At 58.4% G+C, this 19,089-nt stretch carries 19 protein-coding genes and 4 tRNA genes; 4 read left to right on the top strand and 19 right to left on the bottom strand.

Features of this window, described 5'->3' with window-relative positions; all coding sequences use genetic code 11:
* Positions 1 to 365: 365 nt before the first annotated feature.
* From rpoB to IC234_RS13965, 13 genes are all read right to left on the bottom strand, one after another.
* Complete coding sequence (gene rpoB / locus IC234_RS14025; protein WP_394354886.1) at positions 366 to 4,211, bottom strand: DNA-directed RNA polymerase subunit beta; 3,846 nt, start codon at positions 4,209 to 4,211, stop codon at positions 366 to 368.
* Between the two features lie 291 nt (positions 4,212 to 4,502).
* On the bottom strand, positions 4,503 to 4,883 hold the full coding sequence (gene rplL / locus IC234_RS14020; RefSeq protein WP_190925658.1) for a 50S ribosomal protein L7/L12: 381 nt from the start codon (positions 4,881 to 4,883) through the stop codon (positions 4,503 to 4,505).
* Between the two features lie 67 nt (positions 4,884 to 4,950).
* The gene (gene rplJ, locus IC234_RS14015) at positions 4,951 to 5,499 is read right to left on the bottom strand and encodes a 50S ribosomal protein L10 (protein ID WP_190925655.1); all 549 of its coding nucleotides are present in this window, start codon (positions 5,497 to 5,499) and stop codon (positions 4,951 to 4,953) included.
* A gap of 15 nt (positions 5,500 to 5,514) precedes the next feature.
* A complete protein-coding gene (rplA, locus tag IC234_RS14010) occupies positions 5,515 to 6,213 on the bottom strand; it encodes a 50S ribosomal protein L1 (RefSeq protein ID WP_190925653.1) in 699 nt (232 codons plus the stop codon).
* Positions 6,214 to 6,233: 20 nt separating this feature from the next.
* The gene (rplK, locus tag IC234_RS14005; RefSeq protein ID WP_190925651.1) at positions 6,234 to 6,677 is read right to left on the bottom strand and encodes a 50S ribosomal protein L11; all 444 of its coding nucleotides are present in this window, start codon (positions 6,675 to 6,677) and stop codon (positions 6,234 to 6,236) included.
* 121 nt (positions 6,678 to 6,798) lie between these two features.
* Entirely contained in the window at positions 6,799 to 7,365 is a 567-nt protein-coding gene (gene nusG / locus IC234_RS14000) for a transcription termination/antitermination protein NusG (RefSeq protein ID WP_046245266.1), read from the bottom strand.
* A gap of 13 nt (positions 7,366 to 7,378) precedes the next feature.
* The gene (secE, locus tag IC234_RS13995; protein WP_190925649.1) at positions 7,379 to 7,573 is read right to left on the bottom strand and encodes a preprotein translocase subunit SecE; all 195 of its coding nucleotides are present in this window, start codon (positions 7,571 to 7,573) and stop codon (positions 7,379 to 7,381) included.
* A gap of 64 nt (positions 7,574 to 7,637) precedes the next feature.
* Positions 7,638 to 7,708: transfer RNA gene (locus IC234_RS13990), tRNA-Trp, on the bottom strand.
* Between the two features lie 148 nt (positions 7,709 to 7,856).
* Positions 7,857 to 9,047, bottom strand: coding sequence for an elongation factor Tu (gene tuf / locus IC234_RS13985; protein ID WP_190925647.1), 1,191 nt, complete (start codon positions 9,045 to 9,047; stop codon positions 7,857 to 7,859).
* Between the two features lie 170 nt (positions 9,048 to 9,217).
* A tRNA-Thr gene (locus IC234_RS13980) sits at positions 9,218 to 9,289 on the bottom strand.
* Between the two features lie 16 nt (positions 9,290 to 9,305).
* Positions 9,306 to 9,378: transfer RNA gene (locus IC234_RS13975), tRNA-Gly, on the bottom strand.
* 20 nt (positions 9,379 to 9,398) lie between these two features.
* Positions 9,399 to 9,478, bottom strand: a tRNA-Tyr gene (locus IC234_RS13970).
* Between the two features lie 171 nt (positions 9,479 to 9,649).
* A complete protein-coding gene (locus tag IC234_RS13965; protein ID WP_190925645.1) occupies positions 9,650 to 12,238 on the bottom strand; it encodes a M1 family metallopeptidase in 2,589 nt (862 codons plus the stop codon).
* A 97-nt stretch (positions 12,239 to 12,335) separates the two neighbouring features.
* On the opposite strand from IC234_RS13965, the gene IC234_RS13960 reads away from it, so the two are divergent.
* The 3 genes from IC234_RS13960 to frr all read left to right on the top strand — a co-directional run bounded on the left by IC234_RS13960 (position 12,336) and on the right by frr (position 14,339).
* Positions 12,336 to 12,839, top strand: a complete 504-nt coding sequence (locus IC234_RS13960) for a biotin/lipoyl-containing protein (RefSeq protein WP_190925643.1) — start codon at positions 12,336 to 12,338, stop codon at positions 12,837 to 12,839.
* Positions 12,840 to 12,876: 37 nt separating this feature from the next.
* Positions 12,877 to 13,677: a UMP kinase gene (pyrH, locus tag IC234_RS13955; protein WP_190925640.1), complete on the top strand. Its 801-nt coding sequence runs from the start codon at positions 12,877 to 12,879 to the stop codon at positions 13,675 to 13,677.
* Positions 13,678 to 13,775: 98 nt separating this feature from the next.
* A complete protein-coding gene (frr, locus tag IC234_RS13950; RefSeq protein ID WP_190925638.1) occupies positions 13,776 to 14,339 on the top strand; it encodes a ribosome recycling factor in 564 nt (187 codons plus the stop codon).
* A gap of 92 nt (positions 14,340 to 14,431) precedes the next feature.
* Here the strand turns inward: frr and nadD are convergent, their stop codons facing one another.
* From nadD to IC234_RS13920, 6 genes are all read right to left on the bottom strand, one after another.
* Complete coding sequence (gene nadD, locus IC234_RS13945) at positions 14,432 to 15,001, bottom strand: nicotinate (nicotinamide) nucleotide adenylyltransferase (RefSeq protein WP_190925636.1); 570 nt, start codon at positions 14,999 to 15,001, stop codon at positions 14,432 to 14,434.
* A gap of 11 nt (positions 15,002 to 15,012) precedes the next feature.
* On the bottom strand, positions 15,013 to 15,597 hold the full coding sequence (gene gmk / locus IC234_RS13940) for a guanylate kinase (protein ID WP_190925634.1): 585 nt from the start codon (positions 15,595 to 15,597) through the stop codon (positions 15,013 to 15,015).
* Positions 15,598 to 15,626: 29 nt separating this feature from the next.
* The gene (locus IC234_RS13935; protein WP_190925632.1) at positions 15,627 to 15,896 is read right to left on the bottom strand and encodes a hypothetical protein; all 270 of its coding nucleotides are present in this window, start codon (positions 15,894 to 15,896) and stop codon (positions 15,627 to 15,629) included.
* Positions 15,897 to 16,002: 106 nt separating this feature from the next.
* Entirely contained in the window at positions 16,003 to 16,647 is a 645-nt protein-coding gene (locus IC234_RS13930) for a sigma-70 family RNA polymerase sigma factor (RefSeq protein WP_190925630.1), read from the bottom strand.
* Between the two features lie 290 nt (positions 16,648 to 16,937).
* Entirely contained in the window at positions 16,938 to 17,975 is a 1,038-nt protein-coding gene (locus IC234_RS13925; protein ID WP_190925628.1) for a glycosyltransferase family 9 protein, read from the bottom strand.
* Positions 17,972 to 18,739, bottom strand: coding sequence for a glycosyltransferase family 2 protein (locus IC234_RS13920; protein ID WP_190925626.1), 768 nt, complete (start codon positions 18,737 to 18,739; stop codon positions 17,972 to 17,974). Before IC234_RS13920 ends, IC234_RS13925 begins: the two co-directional genes overlap by 4 nt.
* Positions 18,740 to 18,854: 115 nt before the next feature.
* Between IC234_RS13920 and IC234_RS13915 the strand changes: the two genes are divergently transcribed.
* A complete protein-coding gene (locus IC234_RS13915) occupies positions 18,855 to 19,085 on the top strand; it encodes a hypothetical protein (RefSeq protein ID WP_190925624.1) in 231 nt (76 codons plus the stop codon).
* Positions 19,086 to 19,089 lie beyond the last annotated feature (4 nt).

Genomic DNA, 19,089 nt, shown 5'->3' with positions numbered 1-19,089 from the left:
GCCGTTCGCCAGAAGGGCGCAAGAGAATCAAAACAGGTTGACGCTTCAAAAAGTGCCTTTGCTTAACAGATAGGTATGTCGGGCAAAGGCACTCTAAAAAGGTCGAAAAATTAAAACTGCTGACAGAACGGAATGATGGGAAGGCCTTCGATTAAGATTCACTTGGGGGTTTTGATGCTGCACTGACCATATCTCGGAACAGCCCCCGCTCCTCTTTCACCGAAGCGTTTTCTCATCTTTCGTTACCAGAGTCGCTCAATCAGCGCCTCCTGTTGCCTGCCAATCAGCGGTTAATGGTTAGTGATTAACGGTTAGTGCTCAATCAAAAACTGACCACTAACCGTTAATCACTAACCACTAGAAACCTATTCCATCGTGATTTCGAGTGCCAGACCACGGAGTTCGTGGAGCAGCACGTTGAACGACTCGGGGATGTTCGGCTTGGGCAGAACGTCGCCTTTTACAATGGCTTCGTACGCTTTGGCGCGGCCCACCACGTCATCCGATTTCACGGTCAGGATTTCCTGGAGCACGTTGGAAGCACCGAAGGCCTCCAGTGCCCACACTTCCATCTCGCCGAAGCGCTGGCCACCGAACTGCGCCTTACCACCCAGCGGCTGCTGCGTGATGAGCGAGTACGGCCCGATGGAACGAGCGTGCATCTTGTCGTCCACCAAGTGACCCAGCTTGAGCATGTAAATCACGCCCACGGTTACCGGCTGGTCGAAACGGTCGCCCGTCAAACCATCGTGCAGGTATGCACGGCCCCAGTCGGGCAGGCCCGCCTCGGTCAGCTCGCGAGCTACTTCGTCCTCGGTCGCACCGTCGAAAATTGGAGTCGAGTAAGTACGACCCATTTTTAGACCAGCCCAGCCAAGCACCGTCTCGTAAATCTGACCGATGTTCATGCGGCTTGGTACACCGAGCGGGTTCAGCACGATGTCCATCGGCGTGCCGTCGGGCAGAAAGGGCATGTCCTCATCGCGCACGATGCGGGCTACCACACCCTTGTTACCGTGGCGGCCGGCCATTTTATCACCCACCTTCAGCTTGCGCTTCTTGGCGATGTAAACTTTGGCCAACTGCACGATGCCGGCAGGCAGTTCGTCGCCCACTTCCAAGGTGAAGCGCTGACGCTTGAATTTCGCGGTGATAGTGTTACGGCGCTTGGCGTAGTTACGCACCAGCTCCAGCACCAGGCCATTCACGCGAGCATCAGCCGTCCAGCCTTCCAGAATCAGGTCCTTGAACAGGTTCACTTCTTCCGGAACGGCGTAGTTGCTCTCGTCCTTATAAGGGTTCTTTTCCGGGAACATCCCCTCGGTGATGTTCTTGCGGTTGAACTTCACACCCTTGGCAATCATCTCCTCGCCGAAGCGGTGCTTGATGCCCTGCGACGTTTTGCCTTCCAGCAATTGCACCAGCTTGTCAATCATGATGGCCTTCACGCCACGCAGTTCCTGCGCGTAGGTCGCCTTCAGGTCTTCCACTTCCTTCTTCGACTTGGCCCGCAGGTTTTTGTCTTTCTTCGGACGCGAGAAGAGCTTGGTGCCAATCACCACACCATTCAGGGAGGGCGGCGCCTTAAGGGAGGCATCCTTCACATCGCCGGCCTTATCGCCGAAGATGGCACGGAGCAGCTTCTCTTCCGGAGTCGGGTCCGTCTCGCCTTTCGGCGTGATTTTGCCAATCAGGATGTCGCCTTCCTTCACCTCCGCACCGAGGCGGATGATGCCGTTGTCGTCGAGGTTGCGCACGGCTTCTTCGCTCACGTTCGGAATCTCCGAGGTCAGCTCTTCTTCGCCGCGCTTGGTCTCGCGCACTTCCAGCTCAAACTCCTCAATGTGAATCGAGGTAAAGATGTCGTCGCGCACTACACGCTCCGAGATGACGATGGCATCTTCGAAGTTGTAGCCCTGCCACGGCATGAAGGCCACCTGCATGTTGCGGCCCAAGGCGAGTTCGCCCTGGTTGGTGCCGTAGCCTTCGCACAGGGGCTGACCTTTGCTCACCCGCTCGCCGCGCTTCACGAGCGGCGTCAGGTTGAGGCAGGTGTCCTGGTTGGTGCGACGGAACTTAATGAGGTCGTAAGTAATACGCTCGGCGTCGAAGCTCACCATGATGTCGTCCTCCGAGAGGTCGTACTTCACGATAATCTTATTAGCGTCCACGAAGTCAATCACGCCTTCGCCCTCAGCCACCACGAGCACACGCGAGTCGGTGGCAATACGGCCTTCCAGACCCGTGCCCACAATCGGAGCTTCAGGGCGGAGCAGCGGCACGGCCTGACGTTGCATGTTCGAGCCCATCAGCGCACGGTTGGCGTCATCGTGCTCCAGGAACGGAATCAGCGAAGCAGCCACTGATACAATCTGGTTCGGGGCCACGTCCATGTAGGAGTACTCCTCGGGGCTCACCACGGGGAAGTCACCTTCGAAACGACCTTTCACCAGCTCCTGGGTCAGCTTGCCGTTGTCGTCCAGCAGCGAGTTGGCCTGCGCGATGTGGTGCGTGTCCTCTTCCTCAGCGGTCAGGAACTTCACGTTCTCGCTCATGTCTACCTTGCCCGACTTCACGTCACGGTAAGGTGTCTCGATGAAGCCCATCGAGTTCACACGAGCGTGCACGCACAGCGACGAAATCAGACCGATGTTCGGGCCTTCAGGAGTCTCAATGGTGCAAAGACGGCCGTAGTGCGTGTAGTGCACGTCACGTACTTCGAAGCCAGCACGCTCACGCGACAGACCTCCCGGCCCGAGTGCCGATACGCGACGCTTGTGCGTCACCTCAGCCAGCGGGTTGGTCTGGTCCATGAACTGCGACAGCTGGTTCGTACCGAAGAACGAGTTGATAACGCTCGACAGGGTACGGGCGTTAATCAGGTCAACCGGTTTGAAGTCCTCGTTGTCGCGCACGTTCATGCGCTCCTTGATGGTACGCGCCATACGGGCCAGACCTACGCCAAACTGGGCGTAGAGTTGCTCGCCCACGGTGCGCACGCGGCGGTTGCTCAAGTGGTCAATGTCATCAACAATGGCCTTCGAGTTAATCAAGCCAATCAGGTACTTCACGATGAGCACGATGTCCTCATTGGTCAGCACCCGCGACTCCTGCGCCATGTCAATCTGCAGCTTCTTGTTAATCCGGTAGCGGCCCACCTCACCGAGGTCGTAGCGCTTATCCGAGAAGAACAGCTTCTGGATGATGTCGCGGGCAGTTTCTTCGTCCGGAGCCTCCGTGTTCCGGAGCTGGCGGTAAATCTGCTCCACAGCTTCCTTCTCCGAGTTGGAGTTGTCCTTCTGCAGCGTGTTGTAGATGATGGCGAAGTCCGCAATGTTCACGTTCTCGCGGTGCAGGATTACCGACTTGGCGCCGGCCTCCAGAATCACGTCGATGTCAGCGTCCTCAATCGTGGCATCGCGCTCCAGCAACACCTCGTTGCGGTCGATGGATACCACTTCGCCGGTGTCCTCGTCCACAAAGTCTTCCGTCCAAGTGCGCAGCACCCGGGCAGCCAGCTTGCGGCCCACCACTTTCTTGAGGTTTTTCTTGTCGGCCTTCACCTCCTCCGACAAACCGAACAGGTCGAGGATGTCTTTGTCGGTGCCATAACCGATGGCGCGAAGCAGCGTCGTCACCGGGAATTTCTTCTTCCGGTCGATGTACGCGTACATCACGTTGTTCACGTCCGTGGCAAATTCAATCCACGAGCCTTTGAACGGGATAATGCGGGCCGAATATAGCTTGGTACCGTTCGTGTGCTTGCTCTGGGCGAAGAACACGCCCGGCGAGCGGTGCAGCTGCGATACGATAACGCGCTCGGCGCCGTTGATAACGAACGAGCCCTTTACGGTCATGTACGGGATGTTCCCAAGGAACACCTCCTGCTCAATCGTCTCGAAATCTTCGTTGTCCTTATCATTGCAAATCAGACGCAGTTTGGCTTTCAGCGGAACCGAATAAGTCAAACCACGGTCGATGCACTCGTCAACCGAATATTTCGGCGGGTCGACGTGGTAATCGATAAAGTTGAGCACGAAGTTTTCGCGCGAGTCCGAAATCGGAAAGTTCTCGGCGAACACTTTGAACAATCCTTCGTTAGAACGACGCTCAGCAGCGGTTTCCAACTGAAAGAATTCCTGGAACGAGCGCACTTGCACGTCCAGGAAGTCCGGGTACTCGATAACCTTCTTAATCTTGGCGAAATTGATTCGCTCGGCGGCCGTTTTCTTGAGGGCGGCCGTCTGTGCTTTCGGTGTAGCCAATGCGATGGGGATTATAAGATGGACACAGAAGCGTAAAGTGGGAAGCCAGGGTGGCGGCCCGTCGGCGGTGCGAGGCACTCCCTAACCGCCTGTGCAACAAGGCAGTTAGCCGACATAGCAAAAGCGCGAACTGGGTAGCTCGCGCGGTTGACACGCTACAAACAGGAAAAGACCTGGCTAAGTTGCCAGGTCTAATCCTTATTTGAAGCGGGTCCGGAGATGCTTCAGGAGCAGAAACTACTTAACTTCTACTTCAGCACCGGCTTCTTCGAGTTGCTTCTTCAGCGACTCAGCCTCGTCTTTGGCTACGCCTTCTTTCACGGGCTTGGGAGCACCGTCAACCAGTTCTTTAGCCTCTTTCAGGCCCAGGCCGGTCAAGTCTTTCACCAGTTTCACCACAGCCAGCTTCTGGCCACCGGCAGCTTTCAGGATAACGTCGAACGACGTCTTCTCCTCAGCAGCAGGAGCGTCAGCAGCGCCACCGCCACCGGCTACCATTACAGGAGCAGCAGCAGCAGGCTCGATGCCGTACTCGTCCTTCAGGATGCCTGCCAATTCGTTTACTTCTTTCACCGTCAGGTTTACGAGCTGCTCAGCGAATGCTTTCAAATCTGCCATTTCTGTAGATTGTTAAAAAAAGTGTTGTTGAAAATTTGTTGTTGAAGTCGAAAAAGAGAAGTGGCGCTTAGGCGGCCTCTTTTTCGGAAAGCGTTTTGAGGATACCGGCCAGTTTGTTGCCACCGCTCGACAGAGCGGAGATAACGTTCTTGGCGGGCGATTGGAGCAGACCGATGAGTTCACCGAGCAATTCCTGCTTGCCTTTGATGGTGGTCAAGGTCTCGAGCTGGTTCGAGCCGATGTAGATGCTAGCATCTACGTAAGCACCTTTCAGCACGGGCTTGGGCTCAACACCGCGGGGGTAAGCTTGGGCTTTGTAGAAGTCGCGCAGCAGCTTGGCGGGAGCCGAACCGCTCTCCGTGGAGAACAGCACGCCCGACTGGCCTTTCAGCGCGGCATCCATTTCCGACGTGTCGTGGCCGAGGGTATCCAAGGCTTTCCGGATGAAGGTGTTTTTGTACACCTTGTACTCCAGGCCGCGGTTGAACGCCAGGCGACGGAAGTCGTTGATTTTCGCTACCGACATTACCGAAGCATCGACAATGTAGAACGAGTTGTGCGATTGCATTTTTCCGCTCAACTCATCCACGAGGGCTTGTTTTTCTTCCCGAGTCATGTTTGGTTGGGTTAATTAGCTAGCGGAATTTACTTGGCTGTCCACCGGAACGGCGGGCGACATCGTGCTCGAGAGCGTGATGCTCTTGATGTAGGTGCCTTTCGACGAAGAAGGCTTCAGGCGACCTAGCGTCTGAATTACCTCCAGGGCGTTTTCGGCCAGCATCTTTTCATCGAACGATACTTTACCAACCGAGCAGTGAATGATACCGGTTTTGTCAACTTTAAAGTCGATTTTACCAGCTTTCACTTCCTGCACCGCCTTGGCGACATCGGTCGTTACGGTGCCCGACTTCGGGTTCGGCATCAGACCACGGGGACCGAGCACGCGGCCCAGGCGACCCACTTTGGCCATTACGGCCGGCATGGTGATGATAACGTCGATGTCGGTCCAGCCTTTCTCGATTTTCGAGATATAGTCGTCCAGACCCACGAAGTCGGCGCCGGCGGCCAGCGCTTCGGCCTCCTTGTCGGGAGTAACCAGCGCCAGAACGCGAACGGTTTTGCCGGTGCCGTGGGGCAGGGTGGCCACGCCGCGAACCATCTGGTCCGCTTTGCGGGGGTCCACGCCGAGGCGAACGTCGATATCTACGGATGCGTCAAACTTGGTGTAGGTAATGTCCTTCACCACTTTGGCGGCTTCCACGAGGCTGCGCACTTGCGTCAGGTCGTGTTTGGCAAGGGCTTCCTTGCGCTTTTTGCTTACTTGTGCCATCTGTTCGTTTCTCCGTTTAATTATTCAGCAAAAGGAGAGTCGCCCTTGATGGTAATGCCCATGCTGCGGGCCGTACCAGCCACCTGCTTCATGGCCGACTCCACCTTGAAGGCGTTCAAGTCGGGCATTTTCGTCTCGGCGATGGTGCGGATTTGGTCCCACGTCACGGAGCCCACCTTGTTACGGTTCGGCTCTTTCGAACCGCTCTGGAGCTTGGCAGCTTCCATGAGCAGCACCGGCGCCGGGGCCGTCTTCACCACGAAGTCGAACGACTTGTCGGTGTACATGGTGATGAGTACAGGACAAACTTGGCCGGCTTTATCTTGGGTGCGAGCATTAAACTGCTTGCAAAACTCCATGATGTTCAAGCCTTTGCTACCAAGTGCAGGTCCTACCGGCGGCGAAGGGTTCGCGGCGCCTCCCTTTATCTGCAGACGCAGATAACCTCTGATTTCTTTGGCCATTTGGTTGGTTTTGGCTGGGCTCCTGCGTCGTAACTCGCGCTTGCCTCAGTTGGTATAAACTCCTGTTTGGAAGCCCCGCCAGTTCGGAGTGAATAACTGGCGTGGTATAGCTGATGGAAGCCTAAGCTTCTTTTTCTACTTGAGTATAGCTGAGTTCTACCGGCTGCGAACGCCCGAAAATCTTCACGACTACATTGAGCTTCTTGCGCTCTTCGAATACTTCGTCCACATTGCCGGAAAAGCCGTTGAAGGGGCCATCCACCACTTTCACGAGTTCGCCCACTACGTAGGGCTTGTCGAGGGTAGCGTCGGCTTGCTGTTCGGCTTCGTCCACGATGCCGAGGATGCGGTTGACTTCCGAAATGTGCAGCGGAACGGGTTTGTTGTTCGTTGCGTCCTTCTTGTCCTTGTCGCCGAGGAAACCGATCACGCCGGGCGTGCTGGTGATGATGTGGTCCACCTCACCGTGGCCGAGGTCGGCGTGGATGATGATGTAACCGGGGTAGAGGTTCCGCTCGCGGACGCGCTTCTTGCCGTTGCGCATCTCGAATACCTTCTCTACCGGAATCAGCACCTGCGGCACAAGCTCGGTCAGGTTATGCCGGCCGAGCTCTGTTTCGAGGTAATTTTTGGCTTTCTTTTCCTGGCCGCTCACTGAGCGAACCACGTACCATTTCAATTCGCCCATCTTACTTTACCGACTAGCGAAACGAGTTGTAAAATGCTTTAAGCACCGACTCAAAGCTTACGTCCATGATGCCGACCACAATGGCAAACACGAGCGAGCCAACCAGCACGAGGCCGGCGCTTTTTTGCAGCTCGGTCGTCGAGGGCCACGTCACGTTGTAGCGCATTTCCTCGATGGTGGCGCGGAAATAATTGCTCAGTTTGTCCATTGGTTGAGGAAAAAACAGCGTTGCCGCTGATAACGACATGGAGCGGGCCAACTGGCCCAAATTGCACGAGTGGAGAGATTCGAACTCCCATCAAAGGTTTTGGAGACCTCTATTCTACCCTTGAACTACACTCGTTTTTAAACATTCCCGCAAAGCGCATTTCGCCAAAGGGAGTGCAAAGGTAAGAGAAACAGCGGACAAAACAAATATGGCCTTCTGTTTCAGCGTAAAAAAGCCGCTCCCGAAGGTTCGAGAGCGGCTTTTTTTACTGATAAGCCGGAGCTTAGTCGAGAACTTCGGTTACCTGACCGGCACCTACCGTACGGCCACCCTCACGGATAGCGAAGCGGAGGCCTTTCTCCATTGCCACCTTGTTGATGAGCTCAACGGTGATGGTGATGTTGTCGCCGGGCATTACCATTTCAACGCCCTCGGGGAGGGTGATGATGCCGGTAACGTCGGTGGTACGCAGGTAGAACTGCGGACGGTAGTTGTTGAAGAACGGCGTGTGACGGCCACCTTCCTCTTTCGAGAGCACGTACACCTCAGCCTTGAACTTCTGGTGAGGAGTTACCGAGCCGGGCTTGCAGATAACCATGCCGCGACGGATGGCTTCTTTTTCAATGCCGCGGAGCAACAGACCTACGTTGTCACCAGCTTCGCCACGGTCGAGGATTTTGCGGAACATTTCCACACCCGTCACCGTCGACTTCAGGCCGGCAGCAGCGCCCATGCCCAGGATGTCAACTTGCTCACCCGAGTTGATGATGCCGCGCTCGATACGACCGGTGGCCACAGTGCCACGGCCGGTAATCGAGAACACGTCCTCAACCGGCATCAGGAAGGGCAGGTCGGTCAGACGAGCGGGAATCGGAATGAACGAGTCAACCGCGTCCATCAGCTCGTTGATTTTGGGAACCCAGTTGGCATCGCCGTTCAGGCCGCCGAGGGCCGAACCCTGGATAACCGGAATGTTGTCGCCGTCGAAGTCGTAGAACGAGAGGAGTTCGCGGATTTCCATTTCCACCAGCTCGAGGAGCTCGGGGTCGTCCACCATGTCCACTTTGTTCATGAACACCACCAGTTGGGGAACACCTACCTGACGGGCGAGCAGGATATGCTCACGGGTCTGGGGCATCGGGCCGTCGGTAGCAGCTACCACGAGGATAGCGCCGTCCATCTGGGCAGCACCCGTTACCATGTTCTTCACGTAGTCGGCGTGACCGGGGCAGTCAACGTGGGCGTAGTGACGGTTTTTGGTGGAGTACTCTACGTGAGCGGTGTTGATGGTGATACCACGCTCTTTTTCTTCGGGAGCATTGTCAATCGAAGAGAAGTCACGCTTTTCGGCCAGGCCCTGGTTTGCCAGCACCATGGTGATAGCAGCGGTCAGGGTCGTTTTGCCGTGGTCAACGTGGCCGATGGTGCCGATGTTAACGTGCGGCTTGGACCGGTCGAAATTTTCTTTAGCCATTGTAAAGAGTAAAAAAAGAGGTGGTGAAGTGAATTTGAGGGATAAAAACCGGACCTACACGAAGAAAGCGAGACTCAGCCCCTACTGTAATAGAAAACTGTGCGTCGCTTGCCTGAGAGAACCGTGCCGGCGGCCGGAATAACTCCGGCCGCTGGACTTGAACTAATCTGAGCCATTTATGGGATTTGAACCCATGACCTCTTCCTTACCAAGGAAGTGCTCTACCACTGAGCTAAAACGGCTTATTCTGAAAACGTGAGCGGGAGACGAGGTTCGAACCCGCGACCTGCAGCTTGGAAGGCTGCCGCTCTACCAACTGAGCTACTCCCGCAGATGGCATGTAAAAAAAAGTGGGGGTAACAGGACTCGAACCTATGAACCCGAAGGAGGTGAGTTACAGTCACCCGCAATTGCCGCTATGCGATACCCCCAGTTTTGGTGCTCCCCGGCCGATTGCTGAGAGGCGAGACCCTTGCGTTTTGGCTAGTGCCGAAGCAGTAGCGTTTCGTAAGGAGTCGCAAAATTAAGGCTTTTCTGACACCGGGCAAGGGATTGCGAAAAAAAAGGCGTCACTTTTTTCGCAAAAATTCGCTTAGGCGCTCCTACATAAGGTTATAGAATGCTTTGAGTCGGTCGTCAGTTTCCTTCTCCCGGATGTTTTGCAGCACGGCTTTCAGGTTTGGGTTGGTGGGCATGAGCAAGGCAAGGCCTTTATAAGCGCCGAGCCGAACGTCGTAACGGGAACCGTTGCGGGCGTATTCTTCCAGAATTTTGATGCCTTTGTCGCGCTCCACGGGCGGGATGTGCGTCATGAGCGTGCCGAAGGACTGGAAATAGGCGTAAAGGTCATTCTCCCCAACGTCGGGCAGCCGGCGCAGGAACCACTGGTACTGGTCGAGGCCGCCGTTGAGGGCGTAGTAGTCGGCAATGGCAGGAATGAGTGACGTTCCGCTGGTGTACTCAATGGCGGCTACCTGCTGGCGGGTGGTGGGCTCGGGCTTTTTGGCCAGCACCCGCAGGGCCGCAGCGGCCACCAAAGCCGAACTGTCGTTGAGGGCAGCGTTGTAGATATTGGCGTAATTACCGTCGGGGAAGGTAGCCAGGGTGGTGATGGCCTGGGCCCGGACGCGGGAACTGCGGTCGGTGGTGGCAACGCGCTGGATGTCTTTGCGCATGCCTTCGGGCTCGGGGCCGCGGTAGCGCCGCAGATGGTCTAGGGCGAGACGGCGCACGTTCCAGAACTTGTCGTTGAGGGCGTTGCGAAGCAGGCTGCTCACCGACATCTCCAAGGTTTTGTTTTGCAGAAGCTCCAGCACCTCGGCTTTCTGCTGGTAGGTGCGGGCGTGGTAGAACTGGAAAACCAATTCGTCTTGGCTGCGCTCTTCGTCGATTTGGGCCAAGAGTTGATTTTCGCTGTCGAATTTGACCAGCGTGGGTTTCTGGCCGCTGGGCAGGGTAAACGTCTGGTCGGCTTTGGTGACGGTGATGCGGTGCTCGGTGGGCTGGTTGCCGTTGGTCCACACGGCCACGGACACGGGTAGGCGGTAGATGGGCTGAAACAGGGTATCCTGCACCTGCTGCACGCGCAGGGCCACTTGGCCATTGGCGTAAGTATGCGTGATGCGGAGCTCCGGGTGGCCGCGCTGCATGAACCACTGGTTGAAAAACCAGGTCAGGTCCTCGCCGGTGGTTTCCTCGAACGCAGTCCGCAGCTTAGAGATTTCGACGGCGCTTTGCTTGTTCTGGGTCAGGTAGCGGTTGAGCGAAGCGAAGAAGGCTTCGTCGCCCACGTACTTGCGCAGCATGTGCAGCACGCGGCCGCCCTTGTCGTAGGAATGGCGGTCGAACATGTCCTCGCGGTTGACATAGCGGTAGCGGATGAGGGGCTCGCGCTTGGCAGTGGCCTCTTCGAGGTAGTTGTTGAGCTTGATTTCCTGAACGAGGCTGGCCTCATCGGCACCATACTTGTACTCAGCCCAGAGGTATTCGGAATAGTCGGCAAAAGATTCGTTCAGGGGCAGGTTGGCCCAACTTTCGCACGTGACGTAGTCGCCGAACCAGTGATGGAAAAGCTCGTGGGCGATGACCGTTTCGCCGGTCTGGTAGTTGGCGTCGAGCAATTCGCGCTTGGTGGCCTGGATGCTGCTGCCGTGGGTGGTGGCGGTGGTATTTTCCATGGCGCCGCTCACGTAGTCGCGCACGGCCACCTGGGCGTATTTCTCCCACGGGTATTCCACGCCCAGCTTCTTGGAAAAGAAATCCAGCATTTCGGGGGTGTGGCCGAAGATGGCGCGGGCGGTGCCGGCGTACTGCGGCTCCACGTAATAATCGACGGGTTTGCCGTGCCAGGAGTCATTCACCACGGCAAAGTCGCCGACTACCATGGTGGCGAGGTAGGGCGCGTGGGGCTGGCTCAGCTTCCAGGTGTCGGTGCGGGTGCCGTCGGCGTTGGCGTGCGAGGAAATCAGGCTGCCGTTGGAAAGCGTCTTGAACTGCTTCTCCACCGTCATGCTGATTTCCTGGGTCATCCGCTGGTTGGGCTTGTCGATGGTGGGAAACCAGCAGGAACTGCTTTCCGTCTCGCCTTGCGTCCAGATTTGGCGGGGCTTGTTTTTGTCGGTGCCCAGCGGGTTGATGAAATAAAGCCCTTTGTCGGAGGTAATAGCCGCTGAGCCGCCCTGCGGCAGCTCGTTGGGCTTGGCCACATACACGATGCGCACCTGGTAGGGCGTGCTGCGCGGGTACGGGTGGTCGAGGGCAATGACGAGCTTGCGCCGGTTGTAATTGTAGTTGAGGCTCTTGTTCTTCTTCTCCCCCACCAGTTCGATTTTCTGCACGTCGAACCCCTTAGCATCCAGCACCAACTCCGACTGCGGATAGAAATGCGAGCGCAGGGTAAGGATGGCCGTACCAAGCAGGTACTGCTTCTTATAATCGAACCGAACATCGAGCTTGGTGTCGAGTACATCTGTCAGGATGGTGGCCGCGGGCTGCAACGGCGCCTCGGCGGGCAACCAGGACGGCACCACCAACCCGGCCGGCGCGGGGGCCGGCGCCGGAGCAGGAGCCGCCTTTTTATGCACCGGCACCTTGGCAGCGGGCTTTCCCGTGCCGGGCTTCGCTCCTTGGGCCGCGGCCAGCAGGTGCACAAACAACATCAGGCTGGTGAGGCCCGGAACCAGATACTTCATGCCAACAAGAACGGGCGAAAAACGCCTCAATTTCTGAATTAATTTGAGATTTGGGCTACCTTTAACCCCAGCTTTCCTCCCACCCTATTCGCTTCAGATGCTTCAAATCAGCACCGGCTCCGGTCAACTTTGGGAAGTTGACTACCGCACCGCCGACACCGTCACGCTCAACGGCCAACCTTTTGCCTGGGACTTGGCGGATTTGGGCGAAGGCCGCTTTCACGTGCTGCACGAAGGTCGTTCCTACAACGCGGAAGTTGTATCGGTCGACTTCGCCGCCAAAAACATCGTATTGAAGCTCAATGGCCAGCGCGTGGAGCTCAACGCCAAAGACCGGTTCGACCTGCTGCTTGAGCGCCTGGGCATGAGCAACGCCGCCGCCGCGAAAGTCAACGAACTTAAAGCCCCCATGCCCGGGCTTATCGTAGACATTCGGGTGGCGCCCGGCCAGGCCGTGCAAAAGGGCGACCCGCTGCTGGTGCTGGAAGCCATGAAGATGGAAAACATCCTCAAGGCCCCGGCCGATGGCACGGTGGGCACCATCAAGGTGACCCTGCGCGACAACGTGCAGAAAGGCCAAGTGCTGGTGCAGTTTTCGTAGCCTTCGTTATTATTTCGACATCCTCATTCATTTCGACTTGAAATACAACCGCATCCTCCTCAAGCTCAGCGGCGAAGCGCTGATGGGCCAGCAGCAGTACGGCATCGACGCCGAGCGGCTGATGCAATATGCTTCCGAAATTAAGGCAGTGGCCGCCACGGGCGTGCAAGTGGCCGTCGTGATTGGTGGCGGCAACATTTACCGCGGCGTGGAAGCCGAAGCCTTCGGCCTCGACCGCGTGCAGGGCGACTACATGGGCATGCTGGCCACGGTCATCAACTCCATGGCCCTGCAAAGTGCCCTGGAAAAGCTGGAAGTGAGCACGCGCCTGCTGTCGGGCCTCACCATTCAGCGGGTGTGCGAGCCGTACATCCGCCGCCGCGCCGTGCGGCACCTGGAAAAGGGCCGCGTGGTGATTTTTGGGGCCGGCATCGGCTCGCCCTACTTCACCACCGACTCGGCGGCTTCGCTGCGGGCCATTGAGATTGAGGCCGACGTGGTGCTGAAAGGCACCCGCGTGGACGGCATCTACACGGCCGACCCGGAGAAAGACCCGTCGGCCACGCGCTTCACCGAAATCACTTTTGATGAGGTGCTGAGCAAGAAGCTGAACGTGATGGACATGACGGCCTTCACGCTGTGCAAAGAGAATAACCTGCCCATCATCGTGTTCGACATGAACACGCAGGGCAACCTGCAGCGCCTGCTGGACGGCGAAGCCATGGGCACGCTGGTGAGCGACGGCAACGCCAACACCCACGCCGGCCGCAAGGCCGCCCTAGACCCCATCAACAGCCTGCTGCAGCCGCTGGTGGGCAACCAGCCGGAGCAAGCCTAATTTTTAGTTGTCAGTTGCTTGTTGCCGGTTGTTAGTTTGTACTGACAAACTGGTGGCCGGCCTGACAACTGACAACCAATAACTGACAACTAAACAAAATGGACGAAGAAATTCAGTTTTACCTGGACGACCTGGTTGAATCGATGGGCAAGGCCCTGGCCCACGTCAACGTGGAAATGAGCCGCATCCGGGCCGGCAAAGCCTCGCCGGCCATGCTCGACGGCATCCGGGTAGACTACTACGGCACCCCCACGCCCATTGGCCAGATTGCGAACATCTCGACGCCCGACGCCCGCTCGCTGTTCATCAAGCCCTGGGAGAAAAACATGATTGCCGAGGTAACCAAGGCCATTCGCAACAGCGACCTGGGCCTGAGCCCGGTGTCGGACGCGGAAGGCGTGCGCCTCAACATCCCGGCCATGACCGAGGAGCGCCGCCGCGACCTCGTGAAACAAGCCAAAAACGAATCGGAAGCCGGCAAGGTCCGCGTCCGCGGCATCCGCAAGGACGTGAACGAAGCCCTGCGCAAACTGCTGAAAGAAGGCGCTTCGGAAGACGCCATCAAAGTGGCCGAAGAGAAGGTGCAGAAAACGACCGATACGTACATTGCCGAGGTTGAAAAAGCCCTCAGCAAGAAGGAATCGGAGATTATGACCATCTGATTGCTTGCTTTAAATAAGAAAAAGCCCGGCGAAAATCGTCGGGCTTTTTTTATGGCAGCGCGGGAATCAACCGCGGCGGGCTGCAGATTCTTTTACTTGAGGAGTTCGGCTTCTACCGCGGCGGGCACCAGGTAGCGAATGGATTGGCCGGCGCGCAGGCTTTCGCGGATGTAGGTGGCCGAGATGTCGAGCAGGGGCGCGGCCAGCACCCGGAGGCGAGGAAAGGCGGCCAGGTCGGGCAATTCGTAGCCGGGGCGGGGGTAAACGTAGATGTCGACTTCGGCCAGCAGGCGGGCCGACTCTTGCCAGCGCGGCAAGCCGGGCACGTTGTCGGAACCCATGAGGAGCACAAAATCGTGGCCCGGATGGCGCAGGCGCAGGGCATCGAGCGTGGCGATGGTGTAGCTGGGACGCGGCAGGCCGAATTCAATGGACTCGGCGCGCAGGCGGGGATTGCCGGCCAGGGCCAGCTCCACCAGGCGCAGGCGCTCGGTGTCGGGCAGCAGGTCTTTGGCTTCCTTGAAGGGGTTGTGGGGCGTGACCACGAGCCACACTTCGGCCAGGTCGGTGCGCGTGGCGAAGTGCTCAGCCAGGATGAGGTGGCCGATGTGCACGGGGTTGAAGGAGCCGAACAGCAGGCCGATGCGAGGCGAATCCGTCATCCTGCCCGCGGTTAGACGACGGCCGGCTCGGCGCTGATGAACTGGCGGACGAGCTTTTCGGCGTGGTCGGTGGCGGCGTCGAGGTCGTCGTTGACCACGGTCACGTCGAACCGGTCTTCAAACGCCAGCTCAAACTTAGCCTTGTACACCCGCGAGGAAATGCTGGATTGCGAATCGGTGGCGCGGGCCTGCAGGCGCTGCTCCAGGACTTCGATGGACGGCGGGCGCACAAAAATGGCCAGCGCCCGGTCTTTGTAGAAGTCCTTGATGCTCAGACCACCCTTCACGTCCACGTCCAGGATGGCGTGCTTGCCGCTGTCCCAGATGCGTTCGATTTCCGACTTGAGGGTGCCGTAGAAGGCGCCCTCGTAGACTTCCTCCCATTCCACAAATTCGTCGTGACGAATCTTGTCCTGGAATTCTTCGGCCGTGATGAAGTAGTAGTCCTTGCCGTTTTCTTCGGCCCGGCCGCGGCGGTCGCGGGTGCAGGCCGAAATGGAAAAACTCAACTCCGGCACGCGCTCCATGAGCCGGTGCACAATGGTGGTTTTGCCCGCGCCCGAGGGCGCCGAAAACACAATAATTTTGCCTTGCATCACGCAAAGCTAAGCCGTTGGCGCCGGTATTAGGCCACCACGGCCCCTACGCGCGCCAAAATGGACTCGTGCAGGGTGGCGGGAGTGGCGGGAGAAGGCACGCGTTGCTTCAGAAAGGAGATGAAGATGCGTTGCTTCTCGATGTCGTCGAAGCAGGGCGAGCAGTCGGTCGCGTGGTCGTAGAGGTAATCCTCGTCTTCCGCGGTCACGGGCTGGCCTTCGATGAGTTGGTCGAGTACAGTATTCACGCGTTCGCAGTCGGGGCCGTTGTCAGGGGTAGCCGCAACGGGGGCCGACATTTTGGTTTGTGTAGTAGCAGATGGGTTCATAACGAAAATACGCGAAAGAAGGTGAAAGACAACGAAATGCAGCCGAGCTACCGAGTATGTACTCTTGCTGGGAGGGTTAATTATTTTCGGAGTCGGTTAGTTCCGTTTCGTCGTCAATTGCGTCATTGCCATATCCCATTGATTGGGCGTATTTCTCCAGCTTATCCTTGAGGAAGTTACGGGCCCGGTGCAGGCGCGAACGCACGGTACCAATCGGAATATCAAGCACTTTGGCCATTTCCTCGTAGGTAAAGCCTTCGAGGTCGCAGAGGATGATGACGGTGCGAAAATCAACCGGCAAAGAATTTAGCGCGCTGGCCACTTCGTCGCCAATCAGGTCGCGGGCCGACTGCTGGCGCATGTCGGACGACGAGGCTCCAATTTCGCCCTCGGCTTCTACGTCGTCGGGGTTGTAATAGCCTTCAATCTCACTGTAGTCGACTTTGGCGGGCTGCTTGCTCTTCTTGCGGAAGTCGTTGATGAACGAATTCTTGAGAATGCGGAAAAGCCACGCCTTGGCGTTGGTGCCGGGCTCGAAGTACTCGAAAAAGCGGTACGCCTTGAGGTAGGTTTCCTGCACGAGGTCGTTGGCGTCGTCCTCGTCGAGGGTGAGCCGGTAGGCAAAATTGTAGAGCGGGTCGAGCACGGGCATGAGCTCGGCCTGGAAGCGCCGGTCTTTTTCCTCTTTGCTCAGTTTGACCCGTTCGGGAGAATCGCTCATACAGGTGGGCGGGGGAAATTGTAGGCCGAAACCTACGAAAGAATAAAGGATTAGGACAAATGGAGCTGAATTAGCAACTCGGATGGGCGGGTGGCCGGGTTGCTCGACACGGGCACAAAACTACCCGCCGAGCCGCACCGTGGAGCAGAAAAACTACTGCACGGCACACCCTCGGGCAGCACAGGCCCTGCCCGATGTACGGATAGCAGCTCTCGCTAGGTTGCAATCCGGTCCGGAACTGGCAAACTAAGTGGACGAACCGCCCGCAGAATATCGACAAAGAGCAGTATTTATCCGCTGGGCAAAGGGGGCCACGCGGCCACCTGCGCCGCCACGGCCGCCGCCGCCACCGCCCGTATGCAGGTGCAGGCGGCGGGCTGCGTGCGGCAGTCCTCGCAATTGGGCTTGTCGAATACGAGGAACGCGGCGTGCGGCCCCAGCGGCCCCCAGCGACCGGGGTGCATGGGCCGGATGGGCGGGTACAGGCCCAGCGCGTGGCGGCCGAGCGCGGCGGCCAGGTGCAGCGGCCCGGTGCTGCCGGCCACCAGCCCATCGGCGGCGGCAATGAAAGCCAGAAGCTGCGGCAGGTCCAGCTGGCCGGTGAGGTCGGCGGCCAAAAAAGCATTGTTTTGCCGAAGCCAACCGGCCAACTCCTCCCCTTCGGCCGCCGTGCCCGTGACAAAGACGCGGTGGCCGGCCCGGTGCAGCAGCTGAGCCAATTGGCCGAAATTATCGAGGCCCCACTCGCGGGCGCTGCCCCGGCTGCGCGGGTGCAGAATGACGTTGAGCTGGCCGGGCCGGCGCTGCTGTAGCAACTGGTGCCAGTGGTTGGCCAGTGGCTCGATGGCCTGCAGGCGCACCAGCTTGGCCACTTCGGCCAGCGGCGGCGTGCCCCGAAGGCCCAGGGGCTGGAGCAACTGCAGGTTGAGTTGGGCTTCGTGCAGGGGCGAGTGGCGACGGCTGAGGGCCACCAGCCGGTTGCAGGTGAGCCAGTGGCGCCAACGGTTGCGCGTGCCAATGCGGACCGGAATCTTGGCCTTCTGGGCCAGGCGCGCCAGCAGCTTGTTGGGGAAAACGTGAACGATGGCGGCAGCTTCCTGACGCTGCAGGGCCGCTATTTGCTCCGCCTCCGGCACCTTCAGCAGCTCGTCGAGGTTCAGAAAATCATCGACCCAGGGGCAGGCCGCCGCCACGGGCGCCGTGTAGGTGCGCCCGATGAGCACCACCCGACAGCCCGGAAACAGCTGCTTGAGCTGCCCGCAGACCGGCAGCGTGAGCACCACGTCGCCGATGGCATCGGTGCGGGACACGAGGAAGGTCTGGCTCATGCTTCGGCGCTTTCGGTGCGGGTTTTGAGCTTGGCAAATTTCAGGAACACGCCCCAGGCCGAGATGCCGGCAATGCACAGGCCGGCGAAGCCGTCGAGCAGGCCCAGCCGGAAAAAGTAGCCATGCACGAACTTCCAGAGCGGCTTGAGCAGCAGGTGAAACAGGCCAACGCTGGTTTTGCCGCGCAGAGCCAGCTCCTGGGCCGTGATGCTGGTGAACTTGTTGAGCTGGCTGACGTGCTGCGCGATGCTGTGGTAGCTATAGTGCAGGGCGTCGCCGGCGAGGTGGCCGGTGGTTTGGCCGGCGTCTACTTCGTACCGCTCGTGCAGGAGCAGGCCGGTCCAGCGGCCCAGGCGGCGGTCGTAAAGGCGCAGCTTGCGGTCGGGGTACCAGCCGCCGTGGCGCACCCAGTGGCCGCAGTAGTTGGTGAGGCGGGCCAATGAGTAGGCCGCGTGCTGCCAATCGGCCTTGGCAGCGCGAATGGACTGGCGCAGCTCCTCGGTCAGCACCTCGTCGGCGTCGAGCTGCAGCACGTGGTCGAACCGGGCCTGGCTGGTGGCGTAGTTTTTCTGCTCCACGTAGCCTGCAAAGGCGTGCTGGATGACGCGGGCGCCGTGCTGGTGGCAGATGTCGACGGTAGTATCCGTGGAAAAAGAATCGACTACCAGCACGTCGTCGGCCACGTTGCCCAGCGCCTGCAGGCAACGGGCAATGTTGGCTTCTTCGTTGAAAGTGATGATGACGACGGAAAGGGAAACAGGCATGGGCAGGCAAATATCCGCCGTTTTTGTTAGCCAATGCCACCGCCTTGCCCGCGATATTTCCGTATGGCAAGCCGCACTCCGTGCGTAACTTGCGCCCGCATTCGTTTCCCCACACATGAAAAAAACGCTCCTCCCCGGCCTGCTGGCCGCTGCCCTGCTGTCGTTCACGCTGCCGTCCTGCGGTCCTTCGGCCACCGAGGGCGACGATGACATCGCCACCACCGAGCTGCCGCCCCTGCCCGCCGCGCCCGACACCACCAAAGGTGCCAAGCAGCCCGAGCAATACCGCGAACTGAACTCGGTGAATGCCACCGAAGACATCAAAAAGATGCAGCCCCAGATGTAATCTG

This window comes from Hymenobacter armeniacus, from assembly GCF_014699055.1.
Classification (GTDB): domain Bacteria; phylum Bacteroidota; class Bacteroidia; order Cytophagales; family Hymenobacteraceae; genus Hymenobacter; species Hymenobacter armeniacus.
The sequence above is the reverse complement of the archived record's forward strand: the minus strand, read 5'-3'. Positions and strand labels throughout refer to the sequence as shown.